28 protein-coding genes are annotated in these 26526 nt (G+C 67.5%); 13 read left to right on the top strand and 15 right to left on the bottom strand.

All coding sequences use genetic code 11. From position 1 onward, the window contains the following. Positions 1–126: 126 nt before the first annotated feature. A complete protein-coding gene (locus NVU01S_RS06995; protein WP_043669728.1) occupies positions 127–786 on the top strand; it encodes a hypothetical protein in 660 nt (219 codons plus the stop codon). On the opposite strand, the gene NVU01S_RS07000 is transcribed toward NVU01S_RS06995, so the two are convergent. Together NVU01S_RS07000 and NVU01S_RS07005 are read right to left on the bottom strand one after the other, a co-directional pair. Beyond that, positions 783–1106: a hypothetical protein gene (locus tag NVU01S_RS07000; RefSeq protein ID WP_043669731.1), complete on the bottom strand. Its 324-nt coding sequence runs from the start codon at positions 1104–1106 to the stop codon at positions 783–785. The two genes, NVU01S_RS06995 and NVU01S_RS07000, sit on opposite strands and share 4 nt — an antisense overlap. Before the next feature lie 35 nt (positions 1107–1141). Next, the gene (locus NVU01S_RS07005) at positions 1142–2035 is read right to left on the bottom strand and encodes a cyclopropane mycolic acid synthase family methyltransferase (RefSeq protein ID WP_043669734.1); all 894 of its coding nucleotides are present in this window, start codon (positions 2033–2035) and stop codon (positions 1142–1144) included. A 269-nt stretch (positions 2036–2304) separates the two neighbouring features. On the opposite strand from NVU01S_RS07005, the gene NVU01S_RS07010 reads away from it, so the two are divergent. From NVU01S_RS07010 to NVU01S_RS07025, 4 genes are all read left to right on the top strand, one after another. Beyond that, the gene (locus NVU01S_RS07010) at positions 2305–3099 is read left to right on the top strand and encodes a DUF1460 domain-containing protein (RefSeq protein ID WP_043669736.1); all 795 of its coding nucleotides are present in this window, start codon (positions 2305–2307) and stop codon (positions 3097–3099) included. Positions 3100–3265: 166 nt separating this feature from the next. Continuing rightward, entirely contained in the window at positions 3266–3667 is a 402-nt protein-coding gene (locus NVU01S_RS07015; RefSeq protein WP_043669938.1) for a hypothetical protein, read from the top strand. A gap of 28 nt (positions 3668–3695) precedes the next feature. Continuing rightward, positions 3696–3989: an ANTAR domain-containing protein gene (locus NVU01S_RS07020; RefSeq protein WP_052280541.1), complete on the top strand. Its 294-nt coding sequence runs from the start codon at positions 3696–3698 to the stop codon at positions 3987–3989. A gap of 103 nt (positions 3990–4092) precedes the next feature. Beyond that, positions 4093–5106, top strand: a complete 1014-nt coding sequence (locus NVU01S_RS07025) for a YdcF family protein (protein ID WP_043669739.1) — start codon at positions 4093–4095, stop codon at positions 5104–5106. 6 nt (positions 5107–5112) lie between these two features. Here the strand turns inward: NVU01S_RS07025 and NVU01S_RS07030 are convergent, their stop codons facing one another. Continuing rightward, positions 5113–5796, bottom strand: coding sequence for a PAS and ANTAR domain-containing protein (locus NVU01S_RS07030; protein WP_043669742.1), 684 nt, complete (start codon positions 5794–5796; stop codon positions 5113–5115). Between the two features lie 79 nt (positions 5797–5875). Here NVU01S_RS07030 and NVU01S_RS07035 point away from each other — a divergent pair, with 79 nt between their 5' ends. Beyond that, positions 5876–6715 (top strand): M15 family metallopeptidase, encoded by an 840-nt coding sequence (locus NVU01S_RS07035; RefSeq protein ID WP_063048079.1) that lies wholly within the window; start codon positions 5876–5878, stop codon positions 6713–6715. Positions 6716–6886: 171 nt separating this feature from the next. Then, positions 6887–7426, top strand: coding sequence for a hypothetical protein (locus NVU01S_RS07040; RefSeq protein ID WP_043669749.1), 540 nt, complete (start codon positions 6887–6889; stop codon positions 7424–7426). A 7-nt stretch (positions 7427–7433) separates the two neighbouring features. On the opposite strand, the gene NVU01S_RS07045 is transcribed toward NVU01S_RS07040, so the two are convergent. After that, complete coding sequence (locus tag NVU01S_RS07045; RefSeq protein WP_043669752.1) at positions 7434–8240, bottom strand: SAM-dependent methyltransferase; 807 nt, start codon at positions 8238–8240, stop codon at positions 7434–7436. Positions 8241–8369: 129 nt separating this feature from the next. Between NVU01S_RS07045 and NVU01S_RS07050 the strand changes: the two genes are divergently transcribed. After that, entirely contained in the window at positions 8370–10532 is a 2163-nt protein-coding gene (locus NVU01S_RS07050; protein ID WP_043669755.1) for a putative bifunctional diguanylate cyclase/phosphodiesterase, read from the top strand. Between the two features lie 50 nt (positions 10533–10582). On the opposite strand, the gene NVU01S_RS07055 is transcribed toward NVU01S_RS07050, so the two are convergent. From NVU01S_RS07055 to NVU01S_RS07075, 5 genes are all read right to left on the bottom strand, one after another. Continuing rightward, a complete protein-coding gene (locus tag NVU01S_RS07055) occupies positions 10583–12007 on the bottom strand; it encodes a purine-cytosine permease family protein (RefSeq protein WP_043669758.1) in 1425 nt (474 codons plus the stop codon). A gap of 122 nt (positions 12008–12129) precedes the next feature. Continuing rightward, positions 12130–12828, bottom strand: coding sequence for a respiratory nitrate reductase subunit gamma (locus NVU01S_RS07060; protein ID WP_043669761.1), 699 nt, complete (start codon positions 12826–12828; stop codon positions 12130–12132). Positions 12829–13182: 354 nt separating this feature from the next. Then, on the bottom strand, positions 13183–14193 hold the full coding sequence (locus NVU01S_RS07065) for a DUF8176 domain-containing protein (RefSeq protein ID WP_156161556.1): 1011 nt from the start codon (positions 14191–14193) through the stop codon (positions 13183–13185). Further along, complete coding sequence (locus NVU01S_RS07070) at positions 14180–15559, bottom strand: hypothetical protein (RefSeq protein ID WP_043669764.1); 1380 nt, start codon at positions 15557–15559, stop codon at positions 14180–14182. The genes NVU01S_RS07065 and NVU01S_RS07070 overlap by 14 nt, the downstream gene beginning before the upstream one ends. Then, positions 15556–15879: a hypothetical protein gene (locus NVU01S_RS07075; RefSeq protein WP_014982463.1), complete on the bottom strand. Its 324-nt coding sequence runs from the start codon at positions 15877–15879 to the stop codon at positions 15556–15558. Before NVU01S_RS07075 ends, NVU01S_RS07070 begins: the two co-directional genes overlap by 4 nt. Before the next feature lie 213 nt (positions 15880–16092). Between NVU01S_RS07075 and NVU01S_RS07080 the strand changes: the two genes are divergently transcribed. From NVU01S_RS07080 to NVU01S_RS07090, 3 genes are read left to right on the top strand one after another with little or no spacing between them, the layout of a single operon-like run. Then, entirely contained in the window at positions 16093–16947 is an 855-nt protein-coding gene (locus NVU01S_RS07080; RefSeq protein ID WP_082032022.1) for an ABC transporter permease, read from the top strand. Further along, positions 16940–17764 carry an ABC transporter permease gene (locus NVU01S_RS07085; RefSeq protein WP_043669768.1) on the top strand — a complete coding sequence of 275 codons (825 nt, stop codon included), beginning with the start codon at positions 16940–16942 and terminating at the stop codon, positions 17762–17764. The genes NVU01S_RS07080 and NVU01S_RS07085 overlap by 8 nt, the downstream gene beginning before the upstream one ends. 1 nt (position 17765) lies before the next feature. Next, the gene (locus tag NVU01S_RS07090; protein ID WP_043669771.1) at positions 17766–18755 is read left to right on the top strand and encodes an ABC transporter ATP-binding protein; all 990 of its coding nucleotides are present in this window, start codon (positions 17766–17768) and stop codon (positions 18753–18755) included. A gap of 36 nt (positions 18756–18791) precedes the next feature. Here NVU01S_RS07090 and NVU01S_RS07095 read toward each other — a convergent pair whose 3' ends face one another. Both NVU01S_RS07095 and NVU01S_RS07100 read right to left on the bottom strand, forming a co-directional pair. After that, positions 18792–19490, bottom strand: a complete 699-nt coding sequence (locus NVU01S_RS07095; RefSeq protein ID WP_052280554.1) for a DUF4389 domain-containing protein — start codon at positions 19488–19490, stop codon at positions 18792–18794. Between the two features lie 226 nt (positions 19491–19716). Further along, positions 19717–21780: a CocE/NonD family hydrolase gene (locus tag NVU01S_RS07100; RefSeq protein ID WP_244467224.1), complete on the bottom strand. Its 2064-nt coding sequence runs from the start codon at positions 21778–21780 to the stop codon at positions 19717–19719. Between the two features lie 126 nt (positions 21781–21906). On the opposite strand from NVU01S_RS07100, the gene NVU01S_RS07105 reads away from it, so the two are divergent. Next, positions 21907–22572: a TetR/AcrR family transcriptional regulator gene (locus NVU01S_RS07105; protein WP_043669776.1), complete on the top strand. Its 666-nt coding sequence runs from the start codon at positions 21907–21909 to the stop codon at positions 22570–22572. On the opposite strand, the gene NVU01S_RS07110 is transcribed toward NVU01S_RS07105, so the two are convergent. Further along, on the bottom strand, positions 22569–22889 hold the full coding sequence (locus NVU01S_RS07110) for a hypothetical protein (protein WP_029894591.1): 321 nt from the start codon (positions 22887–22889) through the stop codon (positions 22569–22571). The genes NVU01S_RS07105 and NVU01S_RS07110 overlap by 4 nt on opposite strands. A 393-nt stretch (positions 22890–23282) precedes the next feature. Here NVU01S_RS07110 and NVU01S_RS07115 point away from each other — a divergent pair, with 393 nt between their 5' ends. Next, positions 23283–23807, top strand: coding sequence for a DUF4254 domain-containing protein (locus tag NVU01S_RS07115; protein ID WP_052280543.1), 525 nt, complete (start codon positions 23283–23285; stop codon positions 23805–23807). A gap of 17 nt (positions 23808–23824) precedes the next feature. On the opposite strand, the gene NVU01S_RS07120 is transcribed toward NVU01S_RS07115, so the two are convergent. Genes NVU01S_RS07120 through NVU01S_RS07130 form a run of 3 tightly spaced genes read right to left on the bottom strand, consistent with a single transcriptional unit; the run spans position 23825 to position 26439 of the window. After that, entirely contained in the window at positions 23825–24154 is a 330-nt protein-coding gene (locus NVU01S_RS07120; RefSeq protein ID WP_043669784.1) for a hypothetical protein, read from the bottom strand. Beyond that, on the bottom strand, positions 24155–25303 hold the full coding sequence (locus NVU01S_RS07125; protein ID WP_043669787.1) for a fatty acid desaturase family protein: 1149 nt from the start codon (positions 25301–25303) through the stop codon (positions 24155–24157). Between the two features lie 20 nt (positions 25304–25323). Then, positions 25324–26439 (bottom strand): ferredoxin reductase, encoded by a 1116-nt coding sequence (locus tag NVU01S_RS07130; RefSeq protein WP_043669790.1) that lies wholly within the window; start codon positions 26437–26439, stop codon positions 25324–25326. Between the last annotated feature and the right edge of the window lie 87 nt (positions 26440–26526).

The raw sequence follows: 26526 nt of genomic DNA on the forward strand, positions 1-26526 counted from the left end.
CCGCACACGCGCACGGTGGCGGGAATCACCGACGGCGCCGCGTGACAACCGTAGGCTCGGTCGTGTCGATCCGACAGCGGGCAGCCACCATGTTGTCGCACGGGCAGAACGGAAGGACTGAAGGCAATGCTGCGGAAGTTCCTCGATCAGGGTGTCGTCTCGTTGATCGACCGGTCGGCACGGCTACAGAAGCCACTGGTGGACAAGTACGTCGGCTTCGTGCAGGGCAGGCATCCGGTCGAATCGCCCGATCAGATCGTCGAGCGGCTCGGGCGGCACTATTTGATCGCGGTGACCGCGAGCGGCGTCGTGGTCGGCTTGAGCGCGGCCGTTCCCGGCGTGGGGACCCTGGTCGGGCTGGCCGCGGCCGGCGCCGACACAGTGTTCTTCATCGAGGCCTCGACGGTGTACACGGTGGGTGCGTCGGAGGTCGCCGGGAGCAAGGCCACCGCGCCGCGACCGCCGCTGGTCTCCGCGGTCGTGCTCGGGCAGGCGGGCACCGGAGCGCTCGGCGCGGCGGGCCGTTCGGCCAAGCAATGGGACACCATGCTGGCCAACAAGCTTCCGGTGCTGCGCCGGATGGACGATTCACCGATCAAACGATTCGTCGTCCAGTTCATCGTCAAGCGTGGTGCGCTCGCCTTCGGCAAGGTGATTCCGGCCGGGATCGGCGCGGTCGTCGGTGGCGTCGGCAACCATGCGCTGGCCCGCGGCGTCATCAAGAACCTGCACGCGGCACTCGACGAAGCCGCCCGGCCCGACGAGGTAGTCCCGGCGGACGCTTAGGCCCGTACCCCGTGACCGGTCCACGCCGCGTCGAAGTTCGGATGGGCCTGGTAGACATCGAGAAAGAGATCGAGCACCTCGCGTAGCGCGTGTTCGGCGGTCTCCGCGCAGGTCTCGGCGCGCCCATACCGATACATCACCAGCACAGCCGCTTTCGCCTGCGCCTCGGCGGCGAACCGGGTGCCCGCGTCGGCGTCGTCGATCGACACCTGTGCCGCGTGCCGCAGGTCCTCGCCGATGCGGGCGACCAGAAACGATTCGGCGGCCGCGGGCAGGGCCGGCGTCCGTGCCCGGTCCACGCGCAGGTCTTCAGCAGTCATGGTTCACGCTCCCTCGTAGTGGCGAACAGGCACGGCTAGTGGCTCAGATGCACCCCCTTGGCACAGGTGAACTGCATGACGTCGATGTGCCCGACCCGGAAGTGGTGCGCACAGCCGGTGAAATAACGGAGATAGGTCTCGAAGGTCTGCGCGCCGACCAGCGCGACGGCCTCGTCCTCGCGCTCGCGCAGCGCCGCGGCCCAGTGATCGAGCGTCTGCGCGTAGTGCAGCCGCAACGGGTGGATCCGGGTCACCGCGAAACCGGCCGTCTCGGCGTATTCCCGTACTCCGCGCGGGAATCGGCCCCACGGGATCGGCAGCTGACCGCCGGGAAATATCTCGGTGCGGATGAAACGCATGAAGTCGATATCGCGCCGGGTGAGCGGAATTCCGTTGGCGCGCATATGGTCGAGGCCGTACACGACGATCGTGTGCAGCAGCATGATCCCGTCCGGGCCCAGTGCGCCATAGGCGAAGTCGAAGAAATCCGCATAGCGTTCCTGCCGGAAATGCTCGAATGCGCCGATGCTCACGATCCGGTCGACCTGCCCGTCGAATTCCTCCCACCCTTGCAGCCGGACCTCCGCGTGCCTGCCGTTCGCGCGCTGGTCCAGTTGCGCTTGCACATAGTCGCGTTGATTGCGGCTCAGCGTGAGGCCGATGACATTCACGTCGTACTTTTCCATCGCGCGCAGCATCGTCGCGCCCCAGCCACACCCGACGTCCAGCAGCGTCATTCCGGGTTGCAATCCGCACTTGTCCAGGGCCAGGTCGATTTTCGCCTGCTGCGCCTGCTCCAGCGTGTAGCCGGTCTCTTTCCAATACGCACAGCTGTAGGTGCGGCTGGGGTCGAGAAACAGCGCGAAGAAATCGTCGGACAGGTCGTAATGGGATTGCACCTCGGCATAGAACGGAGCGTGACGACTCATGCAGCAACCTCCAGGAAGTTCGACGGTCGAATGTGGTGGCCGGGCCGGAGTACCGAGAGCTCGCCCGCCGCCTGCGCGACAAGGCGGTCCGAGCGACATCGAGTTGGAGCCGGGCCCGCTGGGCCCACTGCGCGATCACTACGGAGTCGCAGCGCGGGAGTACCCGGATGACCGGAACGTATGTGATGTACGTCACATATCAACTGGGGATTTCCGGATACCGTGGGGAACGCCGTCGTACCTCGATCGACTCTGGAGGCGCTTTGCGCATGCTCGCTCGTGTCCTGCTCGTCCTGCTCACGCTGGTCATCGGCGCGGCGACCGCGCTGCCCGCGGCCTCGGGCACCCCGGACGCAGCCTTTGACGACGCCACCGCGCGCAGGATCGATGACGCGCTCGCGGCCCGGGCGGGCGCACCGAGCAAGGGCGAGTCGATCGAGCGGGTGTCGCGGCCCTTCCTCGGGACGCCGTACGTCGCGAACACACTGATCGGCTCCGCGACCCAGGCCGAGCAACTGGTGATCGACCTGCAGCGGGTGGATTGCTTCACCTACCTCGACTACGTCGAGGCACTCAGCCGAGCCTCCACGCGCGACGAGTTCACCGCCGATCTGATCCAGACGCGCTACACCGACGGCGTCGTCGACTTCGCGCATCGCAAGCATTTCTTCAGCGATTGGGCGCATACCCCGCGCGTCGCCGCGACCGACATCACCCGCTCGCTCAGTCCGGGCGCGGTCACCGTCGCCAAGCGGCTGAATGCGAAAGCCGATGGTGGACAGTACCTTCCGGGACTACCTGTCACCGATCGGGACATCACCTATATTCCGAGCGAGGCCGTCGACGACACCGTCATCGGTCAGCTCCGCACCGGCGATTACCTCGGCGCGTATGCCGACGCACCCGGGCTGGACGTCACCCACGTCGGCATTTTCGTCATGACACCGACGGGTCCGGTATTTCGCAACGCGTCGTCGCTGGCCGCCGATAACAAGGTGGTCGACTCACCGTTGGCGGAATACGTCCGATCGGTGCCGGGCCTCGTGGTGTTCCGCGCGCAATAAGCCGGTCGCCTCGGTGACTCTTTCACCGCGGACGTGCTCTGCAAGAGCTGATCCCGCAATGCCTTTCACTCGCGGCGCTGCTGCCCGCCCGGCGCGCAGGCGCAGGCCCGCGCGGTACTCGACGCGATCGGCCGTCCCGCGTGAGGTCACGGCGCACACTGGTGTGGTGACAGACGACCTTGGGCAGCTGATCGTGGTGGACGCCGCGAACGTCGTCGGCTCGCGACCCGACGGCTGGTGGCGCGACCGTGCGGGTGCGGCCCGCAGATTGCTCGACAAACTCACCGTGCTGGATCAGCGCCTGACCGAACCGGCCGAGGTGGTGGTCGTGCTGGAGGGCGCCGCCAAAGCGGCGGCGCAAGACGCGCCGGACGCGCTGCGGGTGGTGCCGGCCCACGGGTCGGGAGACGACGCGATCGTCGGCGTGGTGCTCGCTGCCGTCCAGGACGACATCGACCGGACGATCATCGTCGTGACCGCCGATCGCGGCCTGCGCGAGCGGGTCGAGGCGCTCGGCGCGGACACCATCGGACCGCGCTGGCTTTTGGACCTGATCGAGCACCCATAACCTGGCGATCACTGGGTAGTCAGCCGACATGAGCAATGCATTCGAGGAACGTGGCCAACCGTCCCTCGGACGTGCCTTACCCGAACTCTTGGCCGCACGGGCCGTGATCGAGCAGGCCAAGGGCGCGTTGATGTTGGCCTACGGTATTGATGCCGAGCAGGCGTTCGGCTTGCTGCGTAAGCGCTCGCAGGCAACGAATGTCAAGCTCAGGTCGCTTGCCGCGCAGCTGATCGCCGAGTTGCCGAGCCTGGATCTGGCGCCGCCGGAGTTGCGGCGCGAGGTAGACCACCTGCTGCACGGGCCGTCGCAGGCCGAGCACTGAGCGACCGGAAACCCGCGGGGACCTGACGGACAATTCCGTTCCGACGGCGGCCCAACCGAGGCCCCGACGCAATCGGACACCACCGTAGCGCTACCGTGCGCGGGTGATCCTGCTCACGGTCGGCCTGATTCTGCTGGGTGTCTTCGCGTTGCGCTTCCATCTGGATCGTCGGCGGTTGAGCAACGGGATCTATCTCTTGTCGAGTGTCCTCGTCCTAGGGGTGTGGGCGATCGGGTCGGGCGATCAGGTGGATCTGACGCTGGCGCTGGCCGGCCTGCTCGTGGTGCTCTCCCCGCTGGCGGTGCTGGTGCTCGCCGGATTGTTGCTGGCCAACGGCATGCAGATGCTGCGCAGGGAAGGGCTGCGGATCGCGAACCTGCTCTCGATCGGGCCGGGCGTCGTGCTGCTGGCGCCCTACGTGCTGCTCGGTGTCGCCATCGCGACCGGCAGCCTGCGATCGGTGCTGCTCGCGTCGCTGCTCATGGCCGTGAGTTACTTCGGCTTCGTGTTCACCGGCTTCGTGCTGTATTCGCTGCTCTACGGCCGGCTGCCGTACCGGCCCGGCATGGACGCGATCGTCGTGCACGGCTCCGGGCTGGTGGGCGCGCGGGTGCCGCCGCTGCTGGCCGCTCGCTTGGACCGTGCCGCCCAGATCTACTGGGCCGAACTGGCCGAAGGCCGCAAACCCGTGATCATCACCAGCGGCGGCAAAGGCTCCGACGAGGCGGTATCGGAGGCGGCCGCGATGGCGGACTACCTGCTCGCCCGCGGTATCCCCGAGGACAGCGTGGCGCGCGAGGAGAAATCCACCACCACGCGGGAGAACCTGCTCTTCATCAAGCGGCTGCTCGGCGAGCGGGGCACCACGACCCGAATGGTGCTGGTAACCAGCAACTTTCATATCCTGCGCACCGCGATTCTGGCGCGCAGGCTGCGCCTGGACGCGGAGGTGACGGGCGCGCGGACCGCCTTCTACTACCTGCCGAGCGCCATCCTGCGCGAGTTCATCGCGATCGTCGTCGCCTACAAGTGGACCAACGCCCTCACCTGCCTGGTGCTGGTAGCGCTGCCGCTGGTGCTCGGTTTGGCCGCAGGCGAGTCGCTCACCGGCCGGTGAGCGTCCTCAGGAGGCGTCGACGCGTTCGTGCACGGTCAGCAGTAAATGGTCGAAGCGAGTGCGGAAACCGGCGCTGTCCTTGCTGATCATCCTGAGTTCGGCGACGAACTGCGCGGCCAGATCGCGCAACTTCGTATTGGTCTCCTGCGAGCGCCAGCGCAACACCCGGAACGCCTGCTCCGCGTTCACCCCGTAGGCCAGGATCAACGCGCCCTTGGCCTGCTCGATCACCGCCCTGGCCTCGATCACCTCGGGCAGGATCTCCTCGAAGACCTCTTGGCGTTGCTCTTCGAGCCGTTCGGTCACGTCGACGTAGTAGCCGGAGGTGCCGATGATGGCGCCATCGTCGTCGGTGAGCAGGTCGCCGACGACGACCACCTCGCGCACCTCGTCCTTCGCGTCGACGATCCGGTGCCTGCCGCAGAACGGCTGACCGGTCTCGGCGGCCGCGGCGATGCAGCTGGCCACGTGCTCGCGGTCGTCGGGGTGCTTGTGCGACAGCAGCAGCTCGGTGGTCGGTTCCACCTCGCCGGGTGCGTAGCCGTACATCGCCGCCAGCTCGTCGGACCACTCCCACCGCTGATCGGCAAACCAGAATCGGAACCAGCCCGGTTCGGCGCAGGGGTCGACACCGATGGTCTCCTCCATCGCCTGCACCACGCCCGGTGGCACCTCGTCGCCCAAACTCACGCGTCCAGTATCCGCCGAAACCTGCGCGCACCGCGAGGCGGCCCGTCATTGTGGCAACAGCTGACCCACGAGGAGAACCATGAGAACTGTGCTGTCCGTCCGACGGCTCGGCATCCTGGCGGTGGCCGGGGCCTTTCTGCTGGCGCTCACCGCCTGCGCGGAGCGCCGCACCGATCCGCCGGCCGCCGAATCCGCCACCGCGGCGCCAGCCGCCGAAACCATCACCGCGGCGCCGGCCGACGAATCCGCCTTCGTCTCCATCACCGAGGTCGATCCGACGATCCTGGTCGAGGCCCGGTACTACGGGGAACACAACTTCCTCGGCACCCGGGTCAACGGCTACGAGGCGCCGAAATGCCTGCTGACCAAGCCGGCGGCGACCGCGTTGGCCCAGGTGCAAGCGGAGTTGCGGCCGATGAACCTCACGCTCAAGACCTACGACTGCTATCGGCCGCAGCGCGCGGTCGACCATTTCGTGGCGTGGGCCAAAGATCTCGGCGACGTGAAGATGAAGCAGGAGTTCTACCCCACCGTGGAGAAGGCGAATCTGTTCCGCGACGGCTACATCGCCGAGAAATCCGGGCACAGTCGCGGCAGCACAGTGGATCTGGCCATCGTCGCGTTGCCCGCCGCCGACCCCGAGCCGTACCGCGCCGGTGATCCGCTGCGCGCCTGCTTCCTGCCCGCCGAGCAGCGATTCCACGACAACATCCTCGACTTCGGCACCGGTTACGACTGCTTCGACCCCGCCGCGCACACCGCCAACCCCGCCACCGGCGGCAACCAGCGCGCCGTGCGGACGCTGCTGACCGAACTGATGGACGATCACGGCTTCACCAATCTGCCCGAAGAGTGGTGGCATTTCACCCTGAAAGACGAGCCCTTCCCCAAGACCTTTTTCGACTTCCCGGTGCGCTGAGCGCGATCGGCCGTGCCGCAGGGGTGCACAGCGGACGCGCGGGCTTCTACACTGAGAACCTGCGGCACGGTCGAGACGTCGGAGCGGCCCGCATTCGGCGATCGGCATCCATCGAAGTCCTGATCCCGCTCGCCGGTCGCGTTGCCCGGCCCGTTCCATGGAAGAGGCGCCATGCCCGATCCATCACACGTCAAGGTCTGTCTGTTCGGGCAGGATTGCCGCTGCCCCAGCATCACCGTGTTCCTCGCGCCCGAACCGCTGCTGCCCGGCGGCAGCATCCTGCATCTGCTCGAACAAGCGCCCCTGACCGCGGCCACCGAGCCGACCCCCGACGCCGACCTGATCGACCGGGTGCAGGCCGAATCGGCCGACGCCGATCGAACGGCCCTGTTGCACACCGAGTTCCGCGCGTTTCTGGCGGGCCTGCCCGAACCCGGACAGGTCGGGACCATTCTGCACGACCATCAGATCAGCGCCACCGCACCGGTCGGCCTCGATCTCGACGATCCCGCCGAGCTGACCCGGCTGGCGCTACTTCCCGAGCACCCCATCGGTTTTCGCCGCACCGCGGACTTCCGCGAGGCGGCCATGCGCCGCGCGATGGCCACCGTCTACCGGCATTTCGAGGTCGACCAGCGCGTCCGGCTCATGTATCACGGCTTCGCCGACCCGAGCACCGGCTGGTTCGCGCTGCGCACCGCGAGCGCCTGAGGGCCGATCAGGGTTTGCGGGCGACGCCGCCGTACGCCCCGGAACGCTCCGGGAACTCGCCGATATCCGCGGCGTTCTCCGGCCGCCAGAGCGGCAGGTGCACGAGCCCCGGGTCGAGCAGGTCCCAGCCCACGAAGAATTCGGCGATCTCCGGCCGGCTGCGCAGCACGATCTCGGTCGAGGTGCGCCCGGACAGTTTCTGGGCCTCGAGCACCTCCTCGGGCTGTCCGTCGGCCGTGGCGTGGGTGATGGCCAGGTAGCTGCCGGGCACGACCGCGTCGCGCAGCCGGGCCACGCAGCCCGCCGGGTCGGCGTCGTCGCCGACGAAGTGCAGCACACCGAGCGCGAGCACCGCCACCGGCTGCTCGAAATCGATCAGCTCCGCCACGGCCGGATCGGCCAGGATGGCTTCGGGGTCACCGATATCCGCGCGCACCACCGCCGCGGCCGGATTGCCGTCCAGAATCGCCCGGCTGTGCGCCACCGCGACCGGGTCGATATCGACGTAAACGACTCGCGCCGAAGGGTTTCGGCCCTGGGCGACCTCGTGCACATTGCCGACGGTGGGGATGCCGGAGCCGATGTCGAGGAACTGGGTGATGCCCTCATCGATCAGGAACCGTACGCATCGGCGCAGCAAATCCCGGTTGGCCCGCATGGTTTCGGCCACGTTGGGCGTGAACGCCTCGATCTGCCTGGCCAAGGTCCGGTCGATCTCGAAGTTGTGCATGCCGCCGACGAAGTAGTCGTAGACCCTGGAGGCGCTGGGCCGATCCAGATCGATTCCCTCGGGCGCCCAACTCGGTCTGGTCATCGATCCCGAACCCTCCTAGAAATATCGCCAGCTCACGATCGACGCGGCGAAAGCTTCGTCATCGTAGCCGGGTTCGTCCGTCGCCCGCAGTTGGGCGAGCGCCAGCAAACCGGACTACGATCAGAGCTTATGGCGTGGGATGCCGGGAGGGGTTCAGATCCTGGCGGACCGCACGCCGAACTGGCCGAGCAATGGGCGGCCGCGCTCGGTGGCGGACCGCGCGATCATGTCGTGCCCATGAGTTCGGCCGAATCCCGGTTGCTGCTCACCACGCTGGCCGAGGAATTCGCGATCGCCGCCGAAACCGGCGCGCCCGCCGAACAGGTCGCGGAACTGGGCGCGCGGCTGGCGGAATCGCACTTCGTCGGCGACGAGGTGCTCGGGCGCACCCTGGCCGTGCTGAACACCTACCTCACCGAGGCCAGCGGCGTCCCCGCCGGGCGCGTGGCCGAATTGGTCGGCGCGTTCGCGACCGGCTACCTGCGCGCGTTCCGGGCCTGGCTACTCGCCGAGCAGGAGAGCGTGCGCACCGCCGAGATCGCCGCCCGCCGGATGGTCGAGCAGCAGTTGCGCTCCAGCGAGGCCCGGCTGCGGGCGGTGTTCTCCCAGGCCGGCATCGGCACCGGTCTCTCCGATATGACCGGGCGCATCATCGAGGTCAACAACGCCTTCGCGAACATGCTCGGCTACCGGCCCGAGGAGATGTGCCGGCTCTCGGTGACCGATCTGACCCACCCCGACGACGGCCCCGACATGTGGCAGAAGTACGCCGGGGTGCTCGCGGGCAAATACGACAACGTGCAGCTGGAGAAGGCGTACCGGCATCGGGACGGCGGCACGGTGTGGACCCATATCAACGTCTCGCTCATCCGGGACGAGCAGGGACAACCGCAGTACACGCTGGTGCTGGTGGAGGACGTGTCCGAGCGACGGGCGCTGCGCGAACGGTTGCAGTACCGCGCGCACCACGACCAGCTGACCGGCCTGCCGAACCGATCGCGCTTCTTCGACGCGCTCACGGCGGCTTTCGCCGACTGCACCAGGGTCGGGCTCTGCTACGTCGATCTGGACCATTTCAAGACCGTCAACGACACCTACGGGCACGCGGTCGGCGACGAACTGCTCGCCCAGGCCGCCGCCCGGCTCAGTGCCTGCACCACGCGCGCCGATCAGCTCGTGGCCCGGATGGGCGGCGACGAGTTCGTGGTGCTCGTACCGCATTCCAGCGGCGTCGAGGAGATGGCCGCGGTGGCGCGCACGGTGTTGCACGCGCTGTCTCAGCCGTTCTATGTGCACGAGCACCATCTGGCGATCACCGCGAGCATAGGCGTGATGGAGGAGCGCGCGGATCGCTCGTCCACCGGTGATTTCCTGCAGGCCGCCGACACCAGCATGTACTGGGCCAAGGCCGCGGGCCGCGCCCGCTACGCGATCTTCGACGCCGATCGCGGCCGGCGCGAACACACCAGTGCCGAACTGTCCGCGGCGATGCCCTCGGCCATCCGGCACGGCGAGTTCTTCCTCGACTATCAGCCGATCGTCTCGCTCGCGGATGGGCAGACCGTCGCTGTCGAGGCGCTGGTGCGCTGGCGCCATCCCGATCTCGGTGTGCTCAGCCCGGCCCGGTTCGTCGACCTGGCCGAGGACAACGGCCATATCGGCGCGCTGGGCGCGGTGGTGCTCGAACGCGCCTGCCTGGACAGCCGGGAATGGCATACCCGGTACCCGCATACCCCGACCATCAGCGTGAACGTCTCGGCCGCCGAGGTGGCCGATCCGGCCTGGCTCGATCACGTGCAGCAGGTGATCGCGGAAACCGGCATCGAGGCGGGCCTGCTGCAACTGGAACTGACCGAGCGCGCGTTCATGCAGACCACCGGCCGGCCGCTGCGGGCATTGCACACGCTGGCCGAGTCGGGCGTGCGGATCGCCATCGACGATTTCGGCACCGGCTACTCGAATCTCGCCTACCTCGGGCAACTTCCGCTGCACGTGGTGAAGCTCGCGGGCCCGTTCGTCCAGCGCATCCGCACGCCGGACACCGCGAGCCCGACCGACCTGCTACTGCTCGAGACGATCATCGATCTCACGCACGCCCTCGGCTTCACCGTCACCGCCGAATGCGTCGAAACCCGCCACCAGGCCGACCAACTCCGCGACCTCGGCTGCGACACCGCCCAGGGCTGGCACTTCCACTATCCGATGCCCGCCGACCAGGTGACGACCCTGCTCGGCAGCACGACCGGCGCCAACACCGATCCGGCCAGACGAAAACCTCCCGGCGACAAATAATTCCGGCCGCCCGGCGATAGATATCGGGGCAGCCGTGACATGTTCAGCGCTCAGTCGTCGGTGGTGCCCGGTGGGTAGATCATCTGGTTCGGTGGGTTGCTGGTGCGGCGGGCGAGGGGGTAGTAGATCGCGGCGGTGAAGACGATGCCGACGATCCAGGAAATATCTGCGCCGCCGAGCTTTTCGGTGAGCGGGCCGGTGTAGAGCTGCTGGGCCAGGAACGGGATCTGCGCGAGAATGCCGAGCGCGTAACAGGCCAGCGCGGTGACGTTCCAGCGACCGTAGCGACCGTTCGGGTCGTAGAGGGCCGGAATGTCGATCCGCTCGCGGGAGATCAGGTAGTAGTCGATCAGGTTGATCGCGCTCCACGGCGTGAACACCATGAGCAGCGTGAGTACGAAATTCTTGAAATTGTTCAGGAAGTCGGCGCTGGCCGCGATCGCGATCAGCATCGACACCACCGTGAACCCGACGATGTAGGCGGCACGGACGATCGGCGTGGCGCGCGATTGCCCGGTGAACGCGGTCACCGAGGTCAGGATGCACATGAAGCCGCCGTAGGCGTTGAGGCAGTTGACGGTCAGCTTGCCGACCACGATCACCAGATAGATCAGCACGCCGAGCACGAACGGCCCCGCCAGCTCACCGAGAAAGCCGACCTGGTTGCCCAGGAAGGCTTTTCCCGCCGCGGCCGCGACGATCGCGCCGAACGTCATCGACCACTGCGAGCCCAGCACACTCCCCGCGAAGGTCGCCCAGAAGGTGGTGCGGTCGCTGGTCGAGCGGGGCAGGTAGCGCGAATAGTCCGCCACGTACGGCCCGAAGGTGAGCTGCCACCCCGCGCCGAGCGAGATGGCCAGCACGAACGTGGCCGCATCGAACGGCTCCGCCCCGAGCAGCGCGCGCACGTCGTAGTCGGCGGCGAGCCGGATCGCGAGATAGCCGAAGCCCACGATGCCGACCACCGTGGCGATCCGGCCCACCACGTGGATGAGCCGGTACCCGGTCACCGCGACCACGGCGGTGAGCGCACCGAACACGAGGATCCCGACCGTCGCATCCTCGATGCGCAGGATCTTGTTCACCGCCTGACCCGCCAGCACCGTACCGGTCGCGGCGAACCCGAGGTACATGACGACGACGAGCAGCAGCGGCAGTACGGCCCCGAACACCCCGAATTGTGCTCGGCTGGAGATCATCTGCGGCAACCCGAGGCGCGGTCCCTGCGCCGAATGCAGGGCCATCACGATGCCGCCTAGGATGTTGCCGATCAGCAGGCCGAAGATCGCCCACAGCGCGTCGGCCCCGAACACCACCGCCAGCGCGCCGTCGACGATCGCGGTGATCTGCATGTTCGCCCCGAACCAGAGGGTGAACTGGCTGCGCGGCGTGCCGTGCCGTTCGGCGTCGGGGATCACCTCGATGGTGCGCCGCTCGATCGGCCCCGTCGCGTCGATGCGCTCGTCCTGCGCCATGGGTCCGCCTTTCGTCCACGAGGCACGATCAGCGAAACGGCGATGCCCCGGAGCAGCAGTATGCCGGATACCGGACGGTCTTGTACGGCGTTGCGGCGCAGCCGGTTCCGTGGACCGCGCGGCTACCCGGCCGCGAGCATCCGCGGCGATTCCGGCGCGGGTTCGGTCTTGATCCGCAGCAGCGCGCGGCAGATCGGATCCGCCATCACACCGGCCAGCCGGGTGTAGGGCCAGATCGCGATGAACACCACCAGGATCAGGCCCCGGGCCTGATAGATGAGCGGTGCGTGCACCATGACATCGGGCTGCGGATGGAGACTGAACAGCGACCGGAACCAGACGAAAAGCGTTTCGGCGGTGCGATATCCACCCTCGGTGGAGTTCGGGTCGAACTTGATCGCCACCCAGGACAGCAGCGCGGTCACCATCAACGGAAAGGTGATGCGGTCGAACGGGCTGATCACCGGTCGGGCCGACCCGCCGATGATGTCGGGGACGAACAGCAATACCGCGCCGACGGCGGCGGCGACCAGCGCACCGATCTCGACGACGGCGAGGGCCACGTAGAGCGGCCCGTCCGGGTGGCCGTGCGGCCCCGAGACCAGCAACTCGGTCACCCGCGCCGCGATCAGCACACCGATGCCGACGCGCAGCGCGGTCGTGCCGAACCGCTGACCGGGGTCGGTCTCCTCGCGATTGCCGAACCAACTGAACCGATCGTGCCGATAACGCCACACATGGCCGAGGACGAACGACAGAAACGCACTGTAGGGAAGCGTGATCCACAGCATCGACATCATCTGCCGACTCGCCTTCTGCATCGAGCTAATCGAAAACGAAACTATCCGGTGCACTACTTTCGCAGACCGCGAGTCACCAGGCAAGCATCGAAAGCCCCGTTACCCAGCGTGTACTACCTTTGAACGACAGTGGATCCGGGGTGCGGCGCCGAGGCCGAGTCGGCCGGCGGCGCGGCCACCACGGCAGACAGAATGAAGGCCACCACCGCCGCGGTTTCGGCCACCGTCCGCTTGGAAATACGCATATCCCGACCCCAACTGTGCACCGCACACCTCGTCGCCAACTCCCTGTCGAACGAACGGTATCCACCCGCGAACGGCGTTCCCAGACAGCACTTTTCCTGCCCCGGGAATCGGCGTTACCCGCGCGCCCGGTCAGCCGGAGGCGATCGCGGTGATGAGCGTGCGGGAGGCGAGCGTGCGGGTCGTGATGAGCTGGGTGAAGGTGCGCGGCTGTTCGCCGGGGTACTGCTCGGTGAGTTTCACCTCCCAGTGCGCGAGTCCGTCGTCGCCGTCCTTGGCCCGGGTGACCAGGACGCAATAGCGGGTGCCGACGGGAGTCTGGTTGATCCCGCGCTGGATCTGGTCGGCGGGCGAGACGATCGCATTGTCCGCGACCACCGCACGCGCCCGATATCCGGAACGCTCCACGTAGTAGGCGTATTCGAAGGCGAGGATGGCGTCCGGGCCGGTGGCGGTGCCGCCGGGATCGGTGCCGGACACGATGTCAGGAGTACGCCGCTGCTCGCACCCCTGCGTCGCGATCGCCGAAGCCTGTGCGGGCGGTGCCGTACTGGTCGCCGCGGTCGTCACCGCGCCGGGGGCGCGCACCGTCGAACTGGCCGCGGCGGGCTTGTCGTCGCCACCCAGACCGTTGATCGCGGTGTACAGGATCGAGACCACCGCGATCCCGACGCCGAGCACGATCAGTACAGCGAGGATCCGATTGCCGTTGGACTGCCTGCTGCGCTGGCGGGTCGGATGGCGCAGCGGGACGCCCGGATGGATGCCGGACCGGTTGATGATCGCGGGCGGCGGCGCGACATTGTCGTCGTAGCCGGCGGCGCGATCGTCCTCGTCCGCGACGGGCACGCGCCGCCGCTCCGGCGCCACCGACGGCTCCGGTCCCTGCTCGGCCGTACGCGGCGGCGGGTCCAGCCATTGCTCCCAGTCACCGGTGCGCCGCGGCCGGGCGGCCGGTGCGTCCGGGTTCGGCTCGGGCACGTAGACCTCCGGATCTCGGCGGCGCACCGGCGACCGGCGACCGGACGGACGCCGCCGCTTGCGCGTCTTGCCGACGGGCGTGCGCACCATGGGCAGTCCGGTATCGAACGGATTGCCCTGCCCCTCTTGCCGACCCGGAGAATTCGGGTCAGAGGGTGTCATCGTCGTAGTCGCCGAGCACCGGTGTCACGGCGACCACTGCGGTCGGCACGGTCACGCCGAGCTGGCCTTCGCGGGGCTTGTGCTCCCGATCGTCCGGCGGCGGCGAGGGCGGCAACGCGACGCCGCCGGTGGTGCCCGGCGGGTGCGGCTGGTCCGGCGCGGCGGAACGCGACGGCGCGTCGTCCACCACCGGTGGCGCCGGGGCCGGCGCGGGGGCCGGCTTCGACTCCGGTTTCGGCGGTGCCTCGTTCGCGGTCGGCGCGGAGCCCGGCCCGGACGGCGGAATCACACTGCTCGGACCGCTGGGACCACTCGGTGCCGGAGTACGCGCGCCCGCGCCGAAATCGAACAGCTTCGGCGAGGCACTCGAATTCGACGAGCCGTTCGGCCCGTCGCCGGTGGTGCTGCCGGGCCGGATCGCCTCGGTCACGGCCTTGTCCGCGCCGGCCGCCACCGTATCGATGGCGTGCGTGCCGACCTCGGCGACCTTGTCGATGATGTGGGTGCCGACGCCGGCGATCTTGTCGATGATGTTCGTGCCGATGTCGACGCCCGCGTTGATCGCCGCGGTGCCGACCTGCACCCCCGCCGAGATCAACTGCTGCTGCAACTGGAGTTGCGCGGCCAGTGCCGGATCCATCGGCTGCCCGTTGGCGGTCGTGCCCGGCACGTATTGGCTCGTTACGCCGGGCGGGTAGGTGCCCGAAGAGTAAGGCCCGGACGAGTAGGGCTGCGCTGTGGTGACCCCGGACGGCTGCGTGACCGTGAGCGGGCCCATCGCGTCGAGCCGCCTGCTGTGATCGTCCATTTCGGTCTGCGCGGCGTTGACCGTGGTCAGCGCGTCCCGCAGGGCCTGGGTGGCCCGCGCGATCACCGCGTCGGTGTCGGGCGCGGCGGTCGCGTTGCCGAGAATCTGGCGGGCGTCGCTGCGGAAGTCGGCGATGATCTGATCGACCGTGCGCGCGGCGCGCGCGCTGGTGGCGTGCGCGTCACCGAGCACGCTCAGGTAAGCCGGTCCGCGATCGGAGATTTCGCCGATCTCGGTCTGTGTGGTGCGCAGCGCGGGCACCGCCGCATCGGCGCCACGCGAGGTCCAGGTCGACTCCAGTGCGTGCAGGCCGTCGCGGTGCGGGCCCTCGGTGTCGGCGGCCTGGGTGCTCGCGGCGGACAGCGCTGCGGTCGCGGTCTGATTCGGCACGGCGACCCCCGAACCGAGCGTGGACCGCAGTTGCAGCAGCGGCCGCACCAGCGCGGCGACGATGGGGGGATCGACATTCGGGTCGAGATAGGTCGTTGCGGGCACGGCGTTGTCGGTGCGCGCCGGCGCGGCCGCGGGCCGTCTGCGTAGTCCGGAAAGGCTTCTCATGTCAGCGTCTCCCCTGTCCGGGTGATGGCGCCCGCGGTGTCGCCGTCGACACCCTGCATATTCGCGGTGTAGTCGCGCAGGACCTGCCCATAGGTGCCGACCAACTGGCCCGCGGTCGAGAGCGCCTGCGCGTGTTCGGAGACCGCCGTGGCGAAGCGCGCCGCGAAATCGGCGCCGATCAGTCCGAGGTCGGCGGCGAGCTGGTCTTGATTCACCGCGCCGGACGCTACGGCCGACGCCGAGGCGAGTTGCTGGGAGACCGCGTCCGCGATCGCGGTGTATGCGGCTACCGCCGCCGGGTCGAGCTTCAGCGTGTCCACCGTTCCCCTCCCGGGTTACCAGTCCTTCGCTACCGCGACATGATTCGAAGACAAGCCTACTGTGCGACCTGGACACCTGCGTCAGATCTTCGCTTGTCGCTCCGCTGAGTATGGCAATCAACGTACGCGCTGTCATGCGCTGGCCCGGCACTTCGTCGAATTGATTCCCGAGGGGTTACCTCGGGTTGTCCTAGGCACTAGGCTTGACTCTTTGTGCGCGGCAGTGTGGAGGGGGGCGGGCAAGTCGCTGCGACCGGGCACCCTTGGCGGGTCATCGCGGTATACGCCCAGTTGGCGCGGGCCGGGTTCCGGCGGCAGTCCCAGTACAAGCTGGCGATGTTCGCCGGACTGTTCACCAATTGCGTGTTCGGCTTCGTCCGGGCGGCGGTGATGCTGGCCGCCGTGCGGGTGGCGGGCGACTTCGGCGGCTACACCGAAGGTTCCATCGGCGCCTACGTCTGGTTGTCTCAGGGGCTGCTCGGAGCGCTGCAGTTCATGGGACCGCCGCTCGACCTTTCGGATCGAGTGCGCAACGGCGACATCGCGATCGATTTCCTGCGTCCGGTCGACATCCAGCTCGGCTATCTGGCCGGCGATATCGGACGCGCGGCGTGCACGATCCTGCCGCGCGGCGTGCCGAGCGTGTTGATCGGCGTGCTGACCTTCGGCCTGGCGATGCCGACCACGCCGGGCCCCTACCTGCTGGGGACGATGAGTGTGCTGCTCGCCGTTGCCCTCTCGTTCCTCTGCCTGTTCGTGGTGGCGCTGATCGGATTCTGGGTGGTCGAGACCCGCGGCATCCGGGTGGTGTACCAGATCTGCGGCACGTTCCTGGCCGGGCTCTTCGTGCCGGTGCACATGTTCCCGCTCTGGCTGCGCACGATCGCGCAGGCGACACCGTTCCCGTCCATCCTGCAAGCCCCGATCGACGTGCTGTCCGGCCGGACGACCGGCACGGCGGCGGTGGGGGTGCTGGCGGTTCAAGTGTTCTGGGTGCTCCTGATCGGCCTGGCCGGGCGGCTGCTGCTGGCTGCGGGACGGCGCAAGCTGGAGGTGCAGGGTGGCTGAGTCGGCCGCCGCCGCGGGCACCTGGTTCACCCCGTACGCGGCGGTGCTGCGCTCGCGGATCCGCGCGCAGCGGTCCTATCGGTTGTCTTTCGCCAGTGAGGTTTTCGGCGCGTTCCTGATCGGTCTCGTGGAATTCGCCGAGGTGTGGGTGATCTTCCACAACGTCCGGGTGCTCGGCGGACTGGATCTGAACGCCGCGCTGCTGCTCTTCGGCTTCGGGCAATCGACCTTCGCCTTGGCCCAGGTCCTGTTCGGGCATCTGGACACGCTGCCGACGCTGATCCGGATGGGCCAGCTCGATGCCTACCATCTGCGCCCGCAGCCGCTGCTGCTGCAACTCGTCACGAGCGATATCTCGTTGCGCCGCTTCGCCAGGGCGGCGGTCGCGATCGTGGTGCTCGGCGTCGGACTGTGGCGCAACGATATCGATTGGGGCCCAGCGACTCTCGCCCTGATCGCATTAACCCTGGTGAGCGGCGTCGCCCTGTTCGGCGGGATCTTCGTGTGCGCGGCGGGATTACAGTTCTATTTGATCGACGGAGCCGAGCTCACCAACAGTTTCACCTACGGCGGTTCGTTCGCCGCGGTCCAACCGGCCACGGTGTTCCCGATGCCGCTGCGGGTGCTGTTCGGCTTCGCGATTCCGGTGTCGTTCACGGCCTACCTACCCACCATCGCGCTGCTCGACCTGCCCGGCCCGCCGCTGCTGCCGGCCTGGCTGGCCTGGTTCGTCCCGCTCGCTGTGCTGTGGGTGTGGCTGCTGGCACTGGTGCTCTGGCGCTTCGGTACCCGGCATTACCAAGGAGGGGGCGGCTGACATGGCGAATTCCGGTGCGGCAGAAGCCATCATCGATATCGAGAACCTGACCAGAGAATTCACCCTGACGCGCAAGGACGGCCGCCGATGGCGGCGGCGGCGCGAGACCTTGACCGCGGTGGACCGGATGACTTTCCGGATCGAGCGCGGCGCCGCGGTCGGCTATATCGGCGCCAACGGCGCGGGCAAATCCACCACCATCAAAATGCTCACCGGCATCCTGGTGCCCACCGCGGGCCGCGTGCGCACCTGCGGGCTGGAACCGGTCCGGCAGCGGCGCGAACTGGCCGCCCGGATCGGCGTCGTGTTCGGGCAGCGCTCCCAGCTCTGGTGGGATCTGCCACTGCGCGAATCGTTTTCGATCCTCGCGGCCATCCATCGGCTGGAGCCCGATGCCGCGCGCAAACGCGAGCACGAGCTGGTCGAGCAGCTGGAGATGGCCGAGACGCTGGACACGCCGGTGCGCCAGCTCTCGCTGGGCCAGCGCATGCGCGCGGAAGTGGCCGCGGCCCTGCTGCATTCGCCCGAACTGGTGATTCTGGACGAACCGACGATCGGACTCGACGTGCTGTCGAAGCAACGCCTGCGCGAGTTCCTGCGGGCCGAGCGCGCCGAGCGCGGCACCACGCTGCTGCTCACCACCCACGACATGGGCGACATCGAAAGACTGTGCGGCCGAGTGCTCGTGGTGGATCACGGACACCTGGTCTACGACGGGTCGCTGACCGGGCTGGCCGCGACGGTGGGGGCGCGGCGCGTCCTCGTCGTCGATCTGGCCGAGCCGGCACCGGATCTCGACGATCTCCCGTGCGCGCAACTGCTCGAATCCGAAGGCGGCGGCATGCGTCAGCGGCTGGCCTTCGATCCGGAACAGACCACCGCCGCGCAGCTGCTCGCGCTGGTCTCCGAGCGCGCCGAGGTGCGGGACCTGTCCATCGAGGAGCCCGAGATCGAAGACGTGGTCCGGCGGATATACGAATCCGCCCGCTGAATCAGCGGGCGGATCCGGTGCCGAGGAGCTTGGGCGTCAGCGGGTTTCGCGGGCGCCCTGATCGAGCCGGAACGGCGGGTACTCGTCGCGCATCAGGGTGGCGTAGGCCTGCACCCGGATGCTCCAGCGGCTGATGCCGAGCAGGAAGTCGTACACACCCTGCGGGTACCGGGCGGTGAACAGCAGCCCGATCACCGCCACCAGCACCAGGATGCTGGTCAGCGAAATACTCGCGCTGCCGGCCCAGGAGTCGTCGTCGCCCATCGCGAACGCCGCCCCACCGGCCATCATCGCGGCCAGGATCAGATAGTGCGGAATGGCCAGCAGCCACCACTTCACCAGCACCAGGCCACGACTGAGCCGCTCGGGGTAGTCGACCTCGAGATCGGCCGGGTACTCCGCGTTCGGTTGCAGGCTGAACGGCGGGTACTTGTCGGTGCCGAGCACCGACAGCGCGTAGAACTCCACTCGCCACGTCCAGCGCATGACACCGACATTGAAGTCGAACAGCGCCTTCGGATACTTGGCGGTGAACAGAATCGCGAAGAACGCGACTATCGTGAGCACGATATAACCGATGTGCAGGAAGAACAGCACGATGTAATGCGGAATGGCGAGAAGCCATTTCACCAACCACATCCAGCGTGACAGTGCCGGATCCAGATCACCGCGCACACGAATCGGAGCGACCGCGTCGACCGCTTTCGCGGCAATCTCGGGATTTTCGGGTTCCATGATCGACGCCCCTTTCAGATGCTTTCGATCCACGCCGCGAACAAACGCGACTTGCATCGATTGTCACGTACCCGAAGTGCGCGAACGCCACGATCTGATATCGACACGCCGACGAATAGATGTGCGCAGCCGGCCGGTGCGCTTCGCCCGCCTTAATCGCCCGATTCGCACCTCTGGCGACACGCGGGTGCCACCGGTACATCCACCGGTGGCACCCGGTACCGAGCTAATCCATCGCCCGGCTCAGCGGTACGTTGACGAAGCTCGGCGCCGCCGGATCGAGCACCAGGTGCTGCGGGGTCAGCGCGTTGCGGATGCCGCCGTCGAACAACAGCGGCGGCGGCAGGAAGCCGCGCGGGAAATTGCTGGCGAAGACGTTGACGCGCAACCGATGTCCCGGCTTCAGCACGGCGTCGAGCGGATTCACCGCGACGTCCAGGGCGGTCGGCTGACCGGGCACCAGCGGCTGACGGTCGGCCAGCGTCAGCTTGTACACGGTGTGGGTGTAGTCGCCGTCGGCGTCCTTCTCGCTCTTGCCGTCGTCGACCGCGCGCAGCGACGCCGCCAGCTGTCCGCTGGCCAGCACCGTCGACTGCCCGTCCGGCGCAACGTCGTTCACGCTGACCGCCCAGTAGCCCTCGACGTTGTCGTACATCGTGTTCAGGTGCACCGTGATCGGGCCGGACAGCACGGTCGGCTCGGTCACCGGGGCGCCGGTGAAGGTCAGCCCGCCCGTCTCGTGGATCCGATCGTCACGGCCGCAGAAGTTGAAAATGCTGAGCACACCGGTGGATTCGACCGCCGAGTCGCGCGAGCACAGCGAGGTGATCCCGGTGACCGGCGATACCGTCAGCCGGACCGCGTCCTGCGGCGTCTGCGCGCTCAGCGAACCGTCGTAGATGCTGTTCGCGGTGCCGCTGCGGACCGGCGAGAGGTACATGCGCTGATATTCCATACCGGGCCGCGGGAAGGCCGACGCGGTGGTCCAGCCACCGCCCTGCTGCCACAGTGCGACCGGCCCGTACTCATCGATCCCGTTGTCGATTCCCTTGAGCCACTTGTCGAACCACGCCATCTGCAGGACGTCCAGCCGCGGCGGCCGCCCCGGATTGCCCAGTCCGGAGCCGGGATTGATGTGGTAGGTGTCGCCCATGATCAGCTTCTTGCGCTCCGGCGGCAGCGGAATGTCACCGAACGAGCGCGCACTCGACGAGGCGAAGATGTCCTGCCAGCCGCCGTAGGCGAAGGTCGGCACCCGGATATCCTCCGGGTGGTTGTCGGTCCACGCGCTGCGCAGCGGACTACCGGGCAACAGCTGCTGCTTCAGCGGCTCGGGCACCGAATCCACCGAGAGCGACAACGCCATCAGAATGTAGTCGAAGAACTCCAGCGGCGTCTGGACCCGGTCCATCAGCCATTTCATATCCAGATGGCCTAGAGCGATGCCCACCGGGTCGGGGAAATTGGAGATCACGTCGATCGCGGCGATGTAGAGCGGGCCGAACAGCCCCACTCCGCCGCCGGGAAACGCGACATCTGTGAGCGTATCGGTACTGCCCTCGACCGGGAAGATGGCCTCGAGTGCGGGCGGATTCTGTTCGGCCGCCTTGAATTGATTGATGCCGGAGTACGAGATACCGGACATACCGATATTGCCGTCCGACCACGGCTGCTTGCTCGCCCAGTCGATCAGTTCGACGGTGTCCTGAGTCTCCCTGCTCTGGAAGAACTTCCAGTCGCCCTGGGAATAACCGGTACCGCGTACGTCGGCCACGATGTAGGTGTAGCCCTGTTGCACCAGCTTGCGATCCGCGCCGAAAGTCCGTGCGGCGCCGCCGCTGAGCGCCCTGGTGAGATCGGTGATCGAGTCGAACGGCGTGCCACCGAAGTCGAATCGGTTCACCAGCTCGATCAGCGCATCCGAGAGCACCGGGATGTTCAGCGCGAGATCGGCGATCAGGGACACGAATTTCGTGTACGGGGTCAGGTTGACGATAGTCGGCAGCGGTTCGTCGACAATCCGGCCCGCCGCATCCACCGGACGGTAGATGTTGGCCTTCAGCACCGTCCCGTCGCTCATGGTGACCGGCACATCGAAGTCGATGTGCACGGGCCCGGGGTATTTCGGCGGGCCATCGTGCGCCGCGAGCCACGCCGCGGCGAGCGCGCCACCGTCGGGCGGCGTCTCGGCCACAGCCGTGCTCGGCACGACCCACAGTGCGGCCATGGCGGCCGCCACCACCATGACTCCGGCACGTGCCCCGGCACGGCGAACTGTCCTCATCGTCATCGAACCTCCTGGCAGACCCGCTTAAAAACATCGCCGTACCCAACTGGGATGTGAGAGTAACCGGGACCACATCCGACGGGCAAGTATGAGACGGATCACTATCGCGAAGGTGACTATCCTCAGAGGATGGGACTCGAAGCCGGCGTCGACCGCGGCCGCCTACCGCGCGGCACCCACGGCATGGCACCGGAGGCGGTCGCGCACTCGCAGCGCATGCGGATGTATCTCGGCGTGCTCGAGGCGGTGGCCGAACGCGGCTATGCCGCAACGACAGTCGGCGATATCGTGGCCCGCGCCAGCGTTTCCCGGCGCACCTTCTACGAGCTGTTCCGCGGCCGCGACGACTGCTTCACCGAAGCCTTCGAGGCCGCGGTGGATCTGGTGCTCGGCGAACTCGACACCAGCGTGCAGGCCACGCCGCGCTCGGAATGGCGGGTCCTGATCCGCCGGACGCTGGACACCTACCTGCGCGTGCTGGCCGAAAACGGCGTCTACGCCCGGGCGCTGCACATCGAGTGTCTGGTGGCCGGGCCGATCGTCGCGCAGCAGCGGCGGGCGATGAAAACGCTGCTCGCCAACCGTATGCATGCCGCCTTCCGGATCGGCCGCACCGCGGGCGATATCCCGGTGGATATTCCGCCCGAGATCTTCGAGGCGCTCATCGGCGCCGTGGACGACCGCATCCGCGATTGCCTGGACGGCCCTGGGGCGCAGGCACTACCGGACCTCGGTGCACATCTGTACCAGATCACCATGGCCCTGTTCGGCGTACCGGACTGGAGCCAGGACTAGCCGGGCCCGGTGCCCTGCGCCGAATAGAGGCTCACTTCGCCGTCCTCGCTGAGGAAGGCGTTCACCAGCATCATGCGCTGCGCCTGCAGTTCGTCCGGGTCAGGGGCCTCGGTGGTGATCGAGATCTGCGGTATCGCGGCCCAGTTCACCACGTAGCGCTCCGGCGGACCGTCGTCGTCGGAGAGGCGGGCGAGCCGGAACACCGAAACGGTCTTGCGCACGATGAGGGTGCGCACCACCTCGCCGATTCGCTCCGGGTCTTCCAGCGCGAACATGAACCCGAAGGTGAGCTCGGGCGATGACACGTAGGCAGGCACGAATATCGAGGCTAGCCGATCGCACGGCGGCCCGCAGCCGCCGCGCCGAACCGGTTGCTGCCCATGAACTGACGATACGATGTCGGAAACTGCGACGGTATCCGCATGTGACCGCTCCGTGACGGATCATAACGATTCATCGGCGCCGGATAGATTTGTACACCATACTATTGCGCGGATTCGACAACCGCGCTTTCCTGAAAGAGTCCCGATTTCTCGGGCCGTCTTCCTCATCGCATCGTCGCGGATTTCCCGGTTTCTTTGCCGTGCTGGTGGACTGTTGGGGGTGGCGTCCGAGCGCGGGGCTGCGCCGGAGCCGAGGGGTGCCCCTCCCCGAAATCCCCCTCGGCCCTGGCGCATCCAGAATTGGATCGTGACCGCAGGGGTGTGCACATGCCTACCGAATACGCAGGCGTCCGTATCGGCATCGAAGAGTTGCCACCACCCGCGGAGTTGTTGCGCGCCTTCCGAAACGAGCCGAATCACCGCAAGCACAGCGTGCTCACCGCCGCCCGCGAACTCGTCGAATGCCATGAGCGACGGCGCAATGCGCTCGAGGCCGCGCACGCACCGGGGGTCACCACCGGCCGCGTGGTGGCGTGCGGTCAGCTGATCGAGGACATCGACAGCCACCGGGCCGAGCTCGTCGGACGCATCGACAGCTGGGTCGCGGGCAACGTCGAGCACCGCGGCGGCGCCTCGCTGCACACCGAGACCCTCGGCGCGGTCATCGATCGACTGGCGGCGAAATGGATTGCAGCACAACAGGCTTTGCGAAAGGCGCCGCAGCAGGCACACCGCGTGCAGGTGGACGGGGAAGCCCACCTGCAGTGGTGCCGGCTCGCCGAGCTGACCGACGGATACCGCGACCTGATCACCGACGTCACCGAGCACCGGCGCAGGCTGCCGGTGTGGTGATCAGCGCGACGGGTTGATCAGCGCGGCTCGCCGGGCTCCGGCTCGACCACCTCGGCGTCCACATAGGGCGCCTCGGTCGCCACCGGCTCTTTCACCACCGGCTCGGTCGCCGGCGGCGCGAGATCATCGTCGAGATCGAGATCGAGATCGCGCTGTGCCGCCGCGTCCCGGCGCGCGGCCGCAGCGGCCTCCCGCATCTCGATCCCGTCGGTGATCCACTCACCGATCTCCTTGGTGACCTCCGCGACCGTGCCCGCGATGATGCTCGCGATATTGCCGACATGCTTCGCACCCGAGGACGTCAATTCTTGAATGAGGTCCTTGTTGCTTTCGAATTTCCCAATCATTCACACGCCCACTTCGCTTGCCTTTCGCTGACGCATCACGATAACACCGGGAGAGGGCTCGCTCTTGACCAAGCCGGGCGGCAGTGCGAGCTTGAAAATTTTCAGCCACACCGAGCCGATCTGCTTGCCGAGCGAGCCGGTGTTGTACGGCAATCCGTACTTTTCACACAATGCCCGGACCTCCGGCGCCATCTCCGGATAGCGGGCGGCGGGCAGGTCCGGGAACAGGTGGTGTTCGATCTGGTGCGACAGGTTGCCGGACATGATGTGGAACAGTTTGCTGCCGGTGATGTTGGCGGAGCCGAGCATCTGCCGGACGTACCACTCGCCGCGGGTCTCGTCGGCGGTCTCCTCCTCGGTGAACGTCTGTACGCCGGTGGGGAAATGGCCGCAGAAGATGATCGAGAAGGCCCACAGGTTGCGCACCAGGTTGGCGGTCACGTTGCCCGCGAGCGTGCTGACGAACAGCGGGCCGCTCAGCGCCGGGAAGATCACGTAGTCCTTGAGCACCTGCTTGCCGGCCTTGCGCCACTGCCCCTTCACCAATTTCTTGATGTCGGACCACTTCCGCTTGCCCGCGATGATGTTCTCGACCTCGAGGTCGTGGCCCATCACGCCCCACTCGAACAGCACCATCAGCGCGAAGGCGTACAGCGGCTGCCCCAGGCGCAGCACGTTCCACGACTGGGCCTCGTCCATCCGCAGGATGCTGTAGCCGATGTCGCGGTCCTTGTTGTGGATGTTGGTGTAGGTGTGGTGCAGGTAGTTGTGCGAATGCTTCCACTGGTCCGCCGGGCAGACGGTATCCCATTCGAAGACACGGGAATTCACGCCGGGTTCGCGCATCCAGTCGTACTGGCCGTGCATGACGTTGTGGCCGATCTCCATGTTGTCCAGGATCTTCGACACACTCAGCGCGGCGACGGCGGCCAGCCAGAACGGCGGCAGGAAGCCGAGATACATCAGGCCGCGGCCCGCGATCTCGAAACCGCGCTGCGCCTTGATGATCGAGTACAGGTATTCGCGGTCGCGCTCGCCCAGGTCGGCCACCACCTTGGCGCGCAGCTCGTCCAGCGCCCGGCCGAGCTCCTCGACCTGATCGGGGCTCAGTACCAGGGGTCCGTCTTTGGTTTCGGTGAGGATGGTCATCGATTGCTCCTCTTGTTCGGTCAGATGTCGATCTCGACGTCGCCCACGGGGGCGTTGATGCAGAGCTGGATGGGCTGATCCGGGTCGCTGTCGGTCTCGCCGGTGCGCAGGTTGCGGGTGCCACCGGAACGGCGAACGGCCGTGCAGGAGAAGCAGATTCCCATCCGGCAGCCGTATTCGGGGGTGAGACCCGCCGCCTCGGCCTGCTCCAGCAGGGTGGCGCCGTTGTTGTCCGCGGTGACGCCGGTGGCGGCGAAACTCACTGTGCCGTAGGCATCTTCGGCGTCCACCGGAGCGAGGGAAACCGTGAATTCCTCGCTGTGCAGCCGCTGGTCGAGCTGCTCGGCCTGGTAGATCTTGCGCACCGCGTCCATCAGCGACTGCGGGCCGCAGACAAAGGTTTCCGCGTCGGCGAACCACGGCGCCACCCGTTCCAGTTCGTCGTAGTCGAAATACCCACTGGCGGCCGCGGTGGCCACATCGACCCACGGGGCCTTGCGGTTCACATTGCTCGTGTCGGACCGCCACGGATGCCGCAGTTCGATGCGGAAGTTCTTGTGCCGCTGGGCGATCGCGTCGAGTTCGGCGCGATGCGGTACCACCTCGGGCGACTTCGCGTAGTGCAGGAACACCACCTCGCCCGGATAGTCCTCCGCGGCCAAGGTGCGCAGCATCGACAGCACCGGGGTGATACCGCTGCCGCCACTGATCAGCAGCACCCGGTCGGGTCGCCGGTCGGGCAGCCGGAACGTCCCCGCGGCGGGCTCGAGGTCGACCACCAGTCCGGGCCGGGCGTTGCGGTGCAGATACTGCGACACCAAACCTTCGGGATGGGCCTTCACGGTGAGCTGCACCTGCTTGCCCCGGCCGCCCGCCGGGCCGACCGGCGAGTAGCAGCGGGTGTGCCGGACGCCGTTGATCACGACGCCGATCTGCACGTACTGACCCGCGGCATGCCCCTGCCACTGGCGGGTCGGGCGCAGGGTGAGCGTCACCGAGCCGGGCACCGACCGGTCGACGTGGACGATCTCGGCGCGCATCTCCCGCGCGGTCAGCGTGGGACGCACCAGTTCCAGGTACCGGTCCAGCGGATGCGGCGTGGTCAGGGTCTGCACCAGATTGATGAGATCCACCATTCGTTCTCCGTACCTCTGCGTCGGGGTCCTACTGCCGGGCTGTGTGGCGCAGGTCCCGCGACGTTGCGTTCCAATTTCAGTGCACGT

Source organism: Nocardia vulneris, from assembly GCF_001613425.1.
Taxonomy (GTDB): Bacteria; Actinomycetota; Actinomycetes; order Mycobacteriales; family Mycobacteriaceae; genus Nocardia; species Nocardia vulneris.

What these genes read in the sequence shown, in the direction of transcription:
- NVU01S_RS06995 (WP_043669728.1), top strand. Translation starts at nt 127, where the DNA reads ATGCTGCGGAAGTTCCTCGATCAGGGTGTCGTCTCGTTGATCGACCGG.
- NVU01S_RS07000 (WP_043669731.1), bottom strand. Translation starts at nt 1,106, where the DNA reads ATGACTGCTGAAGACCTGCGCGTGGACCGGGCACGGACGCCGGCCCTG.
- NVU01S_RS07005 (WP_043669734.1), bottom strand. Translation starts at nt 2,035, where the DNA reads ATGAGTCGTCACGCTCCGTTCTATGCCGAGGTGCAATCCCATTACGAC.
- NVU01S_RS07010 (WP_043669736.1), top strand. Translation starts at nt 2,305, where the DNA reads ATGCTCGCTCGTGTCCTGCTCGTCCTGCTCACGCTGGTCATCGGCGCG.
- NVU01S_RS07020 (WP_052280541.1), top strand. Translation starts at nt 3,696, where the DNA reads ATGAGCAATGCATTCGAGGAACGTGGCCAACCGTCCCTCGGACGTGCC.
- NVU01S_RS07035 (WP_063048079.1), top strand. Translation starts at nt 5,876, where the DNA reads ATGAGAACTGTGCTGTCCGTCCGACGGCTCGGCATCCTGGCGGTGGCC.
- NVU01S_RS07040 (WP_043669749.1), top strand. Translation starts at nt 6,887, where the DNA reads ATGCCCGATCCATCACACGTCAAGGTCTGTCTGTTCGGGCAGGATTGC.
- NVU01S_RS07045 (WP_043669752.1), bottom strand. Translation starts at nt 8,240, where the DNA reads ATGACCAGACCGAGTTGGGCGCCCGAGGGAATCGATCTGGATCGGCCC.
- NVU01S_RS07050 (WP_043669755.1), top strand. Translation starts at nt 8,370, where the DNA reads ATGGCGTGGGATGCCGGGAGGGGTTCAGATCCTGGCGGACCGCACGCC.
- NVU01S_RS07055 (WP_043669758.1), bottom strand. Translation starts at nt 12,007, where the DNA reads ATGGCGCAGGACGAGCGCATCGACGCGACGGGGCCGATCGAGCGGCGC.
- NVU01S_RS07060 (WP_043669761.1), bottom strand. Translation starts at nt 12,828, where the DNA reads ATGCAGAAGGCGAGTCGGCAGATGATGTCGATGCTGTGGATCACGCTT.
- NVU01S_RS07065 (WP_156161556.1), bottom strand. Translation starts at nt 14,193, where the DNA reads ATGACACCCTCTGACCCGAATTCTCCGGGTCGGCAAGAGGGGCAGGGC.
- NVU01S_RS07070 (WP_043669764.1), bottom strand. Translation starts at nt 15,559, where the DNA reads ATGAGAAGCCTTTCCGGACTACGCAGACGGCCCGCGGCCGCGCCGGCG.
- NVU01S_RS07090 (WP_043669771.1), top strand. Translation starts at nt 17,766, where the DNA reads ATGGCGAATTCCGGTGCGGCAGAAGCCATCATCGATATCGAGAACCTG.
- NVU01S_RS07095 (WP_052280554.1), bottom strand. Translation starts at nt 19,490, where the DNA reads ATGGAACCCGAAAATCCCGAGATTGCCGCGAAAGCGGTCGACGCGGTC.
- NVU01S_RS07100 (WP_244467224.1), bottom strand. Translation starts at nt 21,780, where the DNA reads ATGACGATGAGGACAGTTCGCCGTGCCGGGGCACGTGCCGGAGTCATG.
- NVU01S_RS07105 (WP_043669776.1), top strand. Translation starts at nt 21,907, where the DNA reads ATGGGACTCGAAGCCGGCGTCGACCGCGGCCGCCTACCGCGCGGCACC.
- NVU01S_RS07115 (WP_052280543.1), top strand. Translation starts at nt 23,283, where the DNA reads ATGCCTACCGAATACGCAGGCGTCCGTATCGGCATCGAAGAGTTGCCA.
- NVU01S_RS07120 (WP_043669784.1), bottom strand. Translation starts at nt 24,154, where the DNA reads ATGATTGGGAAATTCGAAAGCAACAAGGACCTCATTCAAGAATTGACG.
- NVU01S_RS07125 (WP_043669787.1), bottom strand. Translation starts at nt 25,303, where the DNA reads ATGACCATCCTCACCGAAACCAAAGACGGACCCCTGGTACTGAGCCCC.
- NVU01S_RS07130 (WP_043669790.1), bottom strand. Translation starts at nt 26,439, where the DNA reads ATGGTGGATCTCATCAATCTGGTGCAGACCCTGACCACGCCGCATCCG.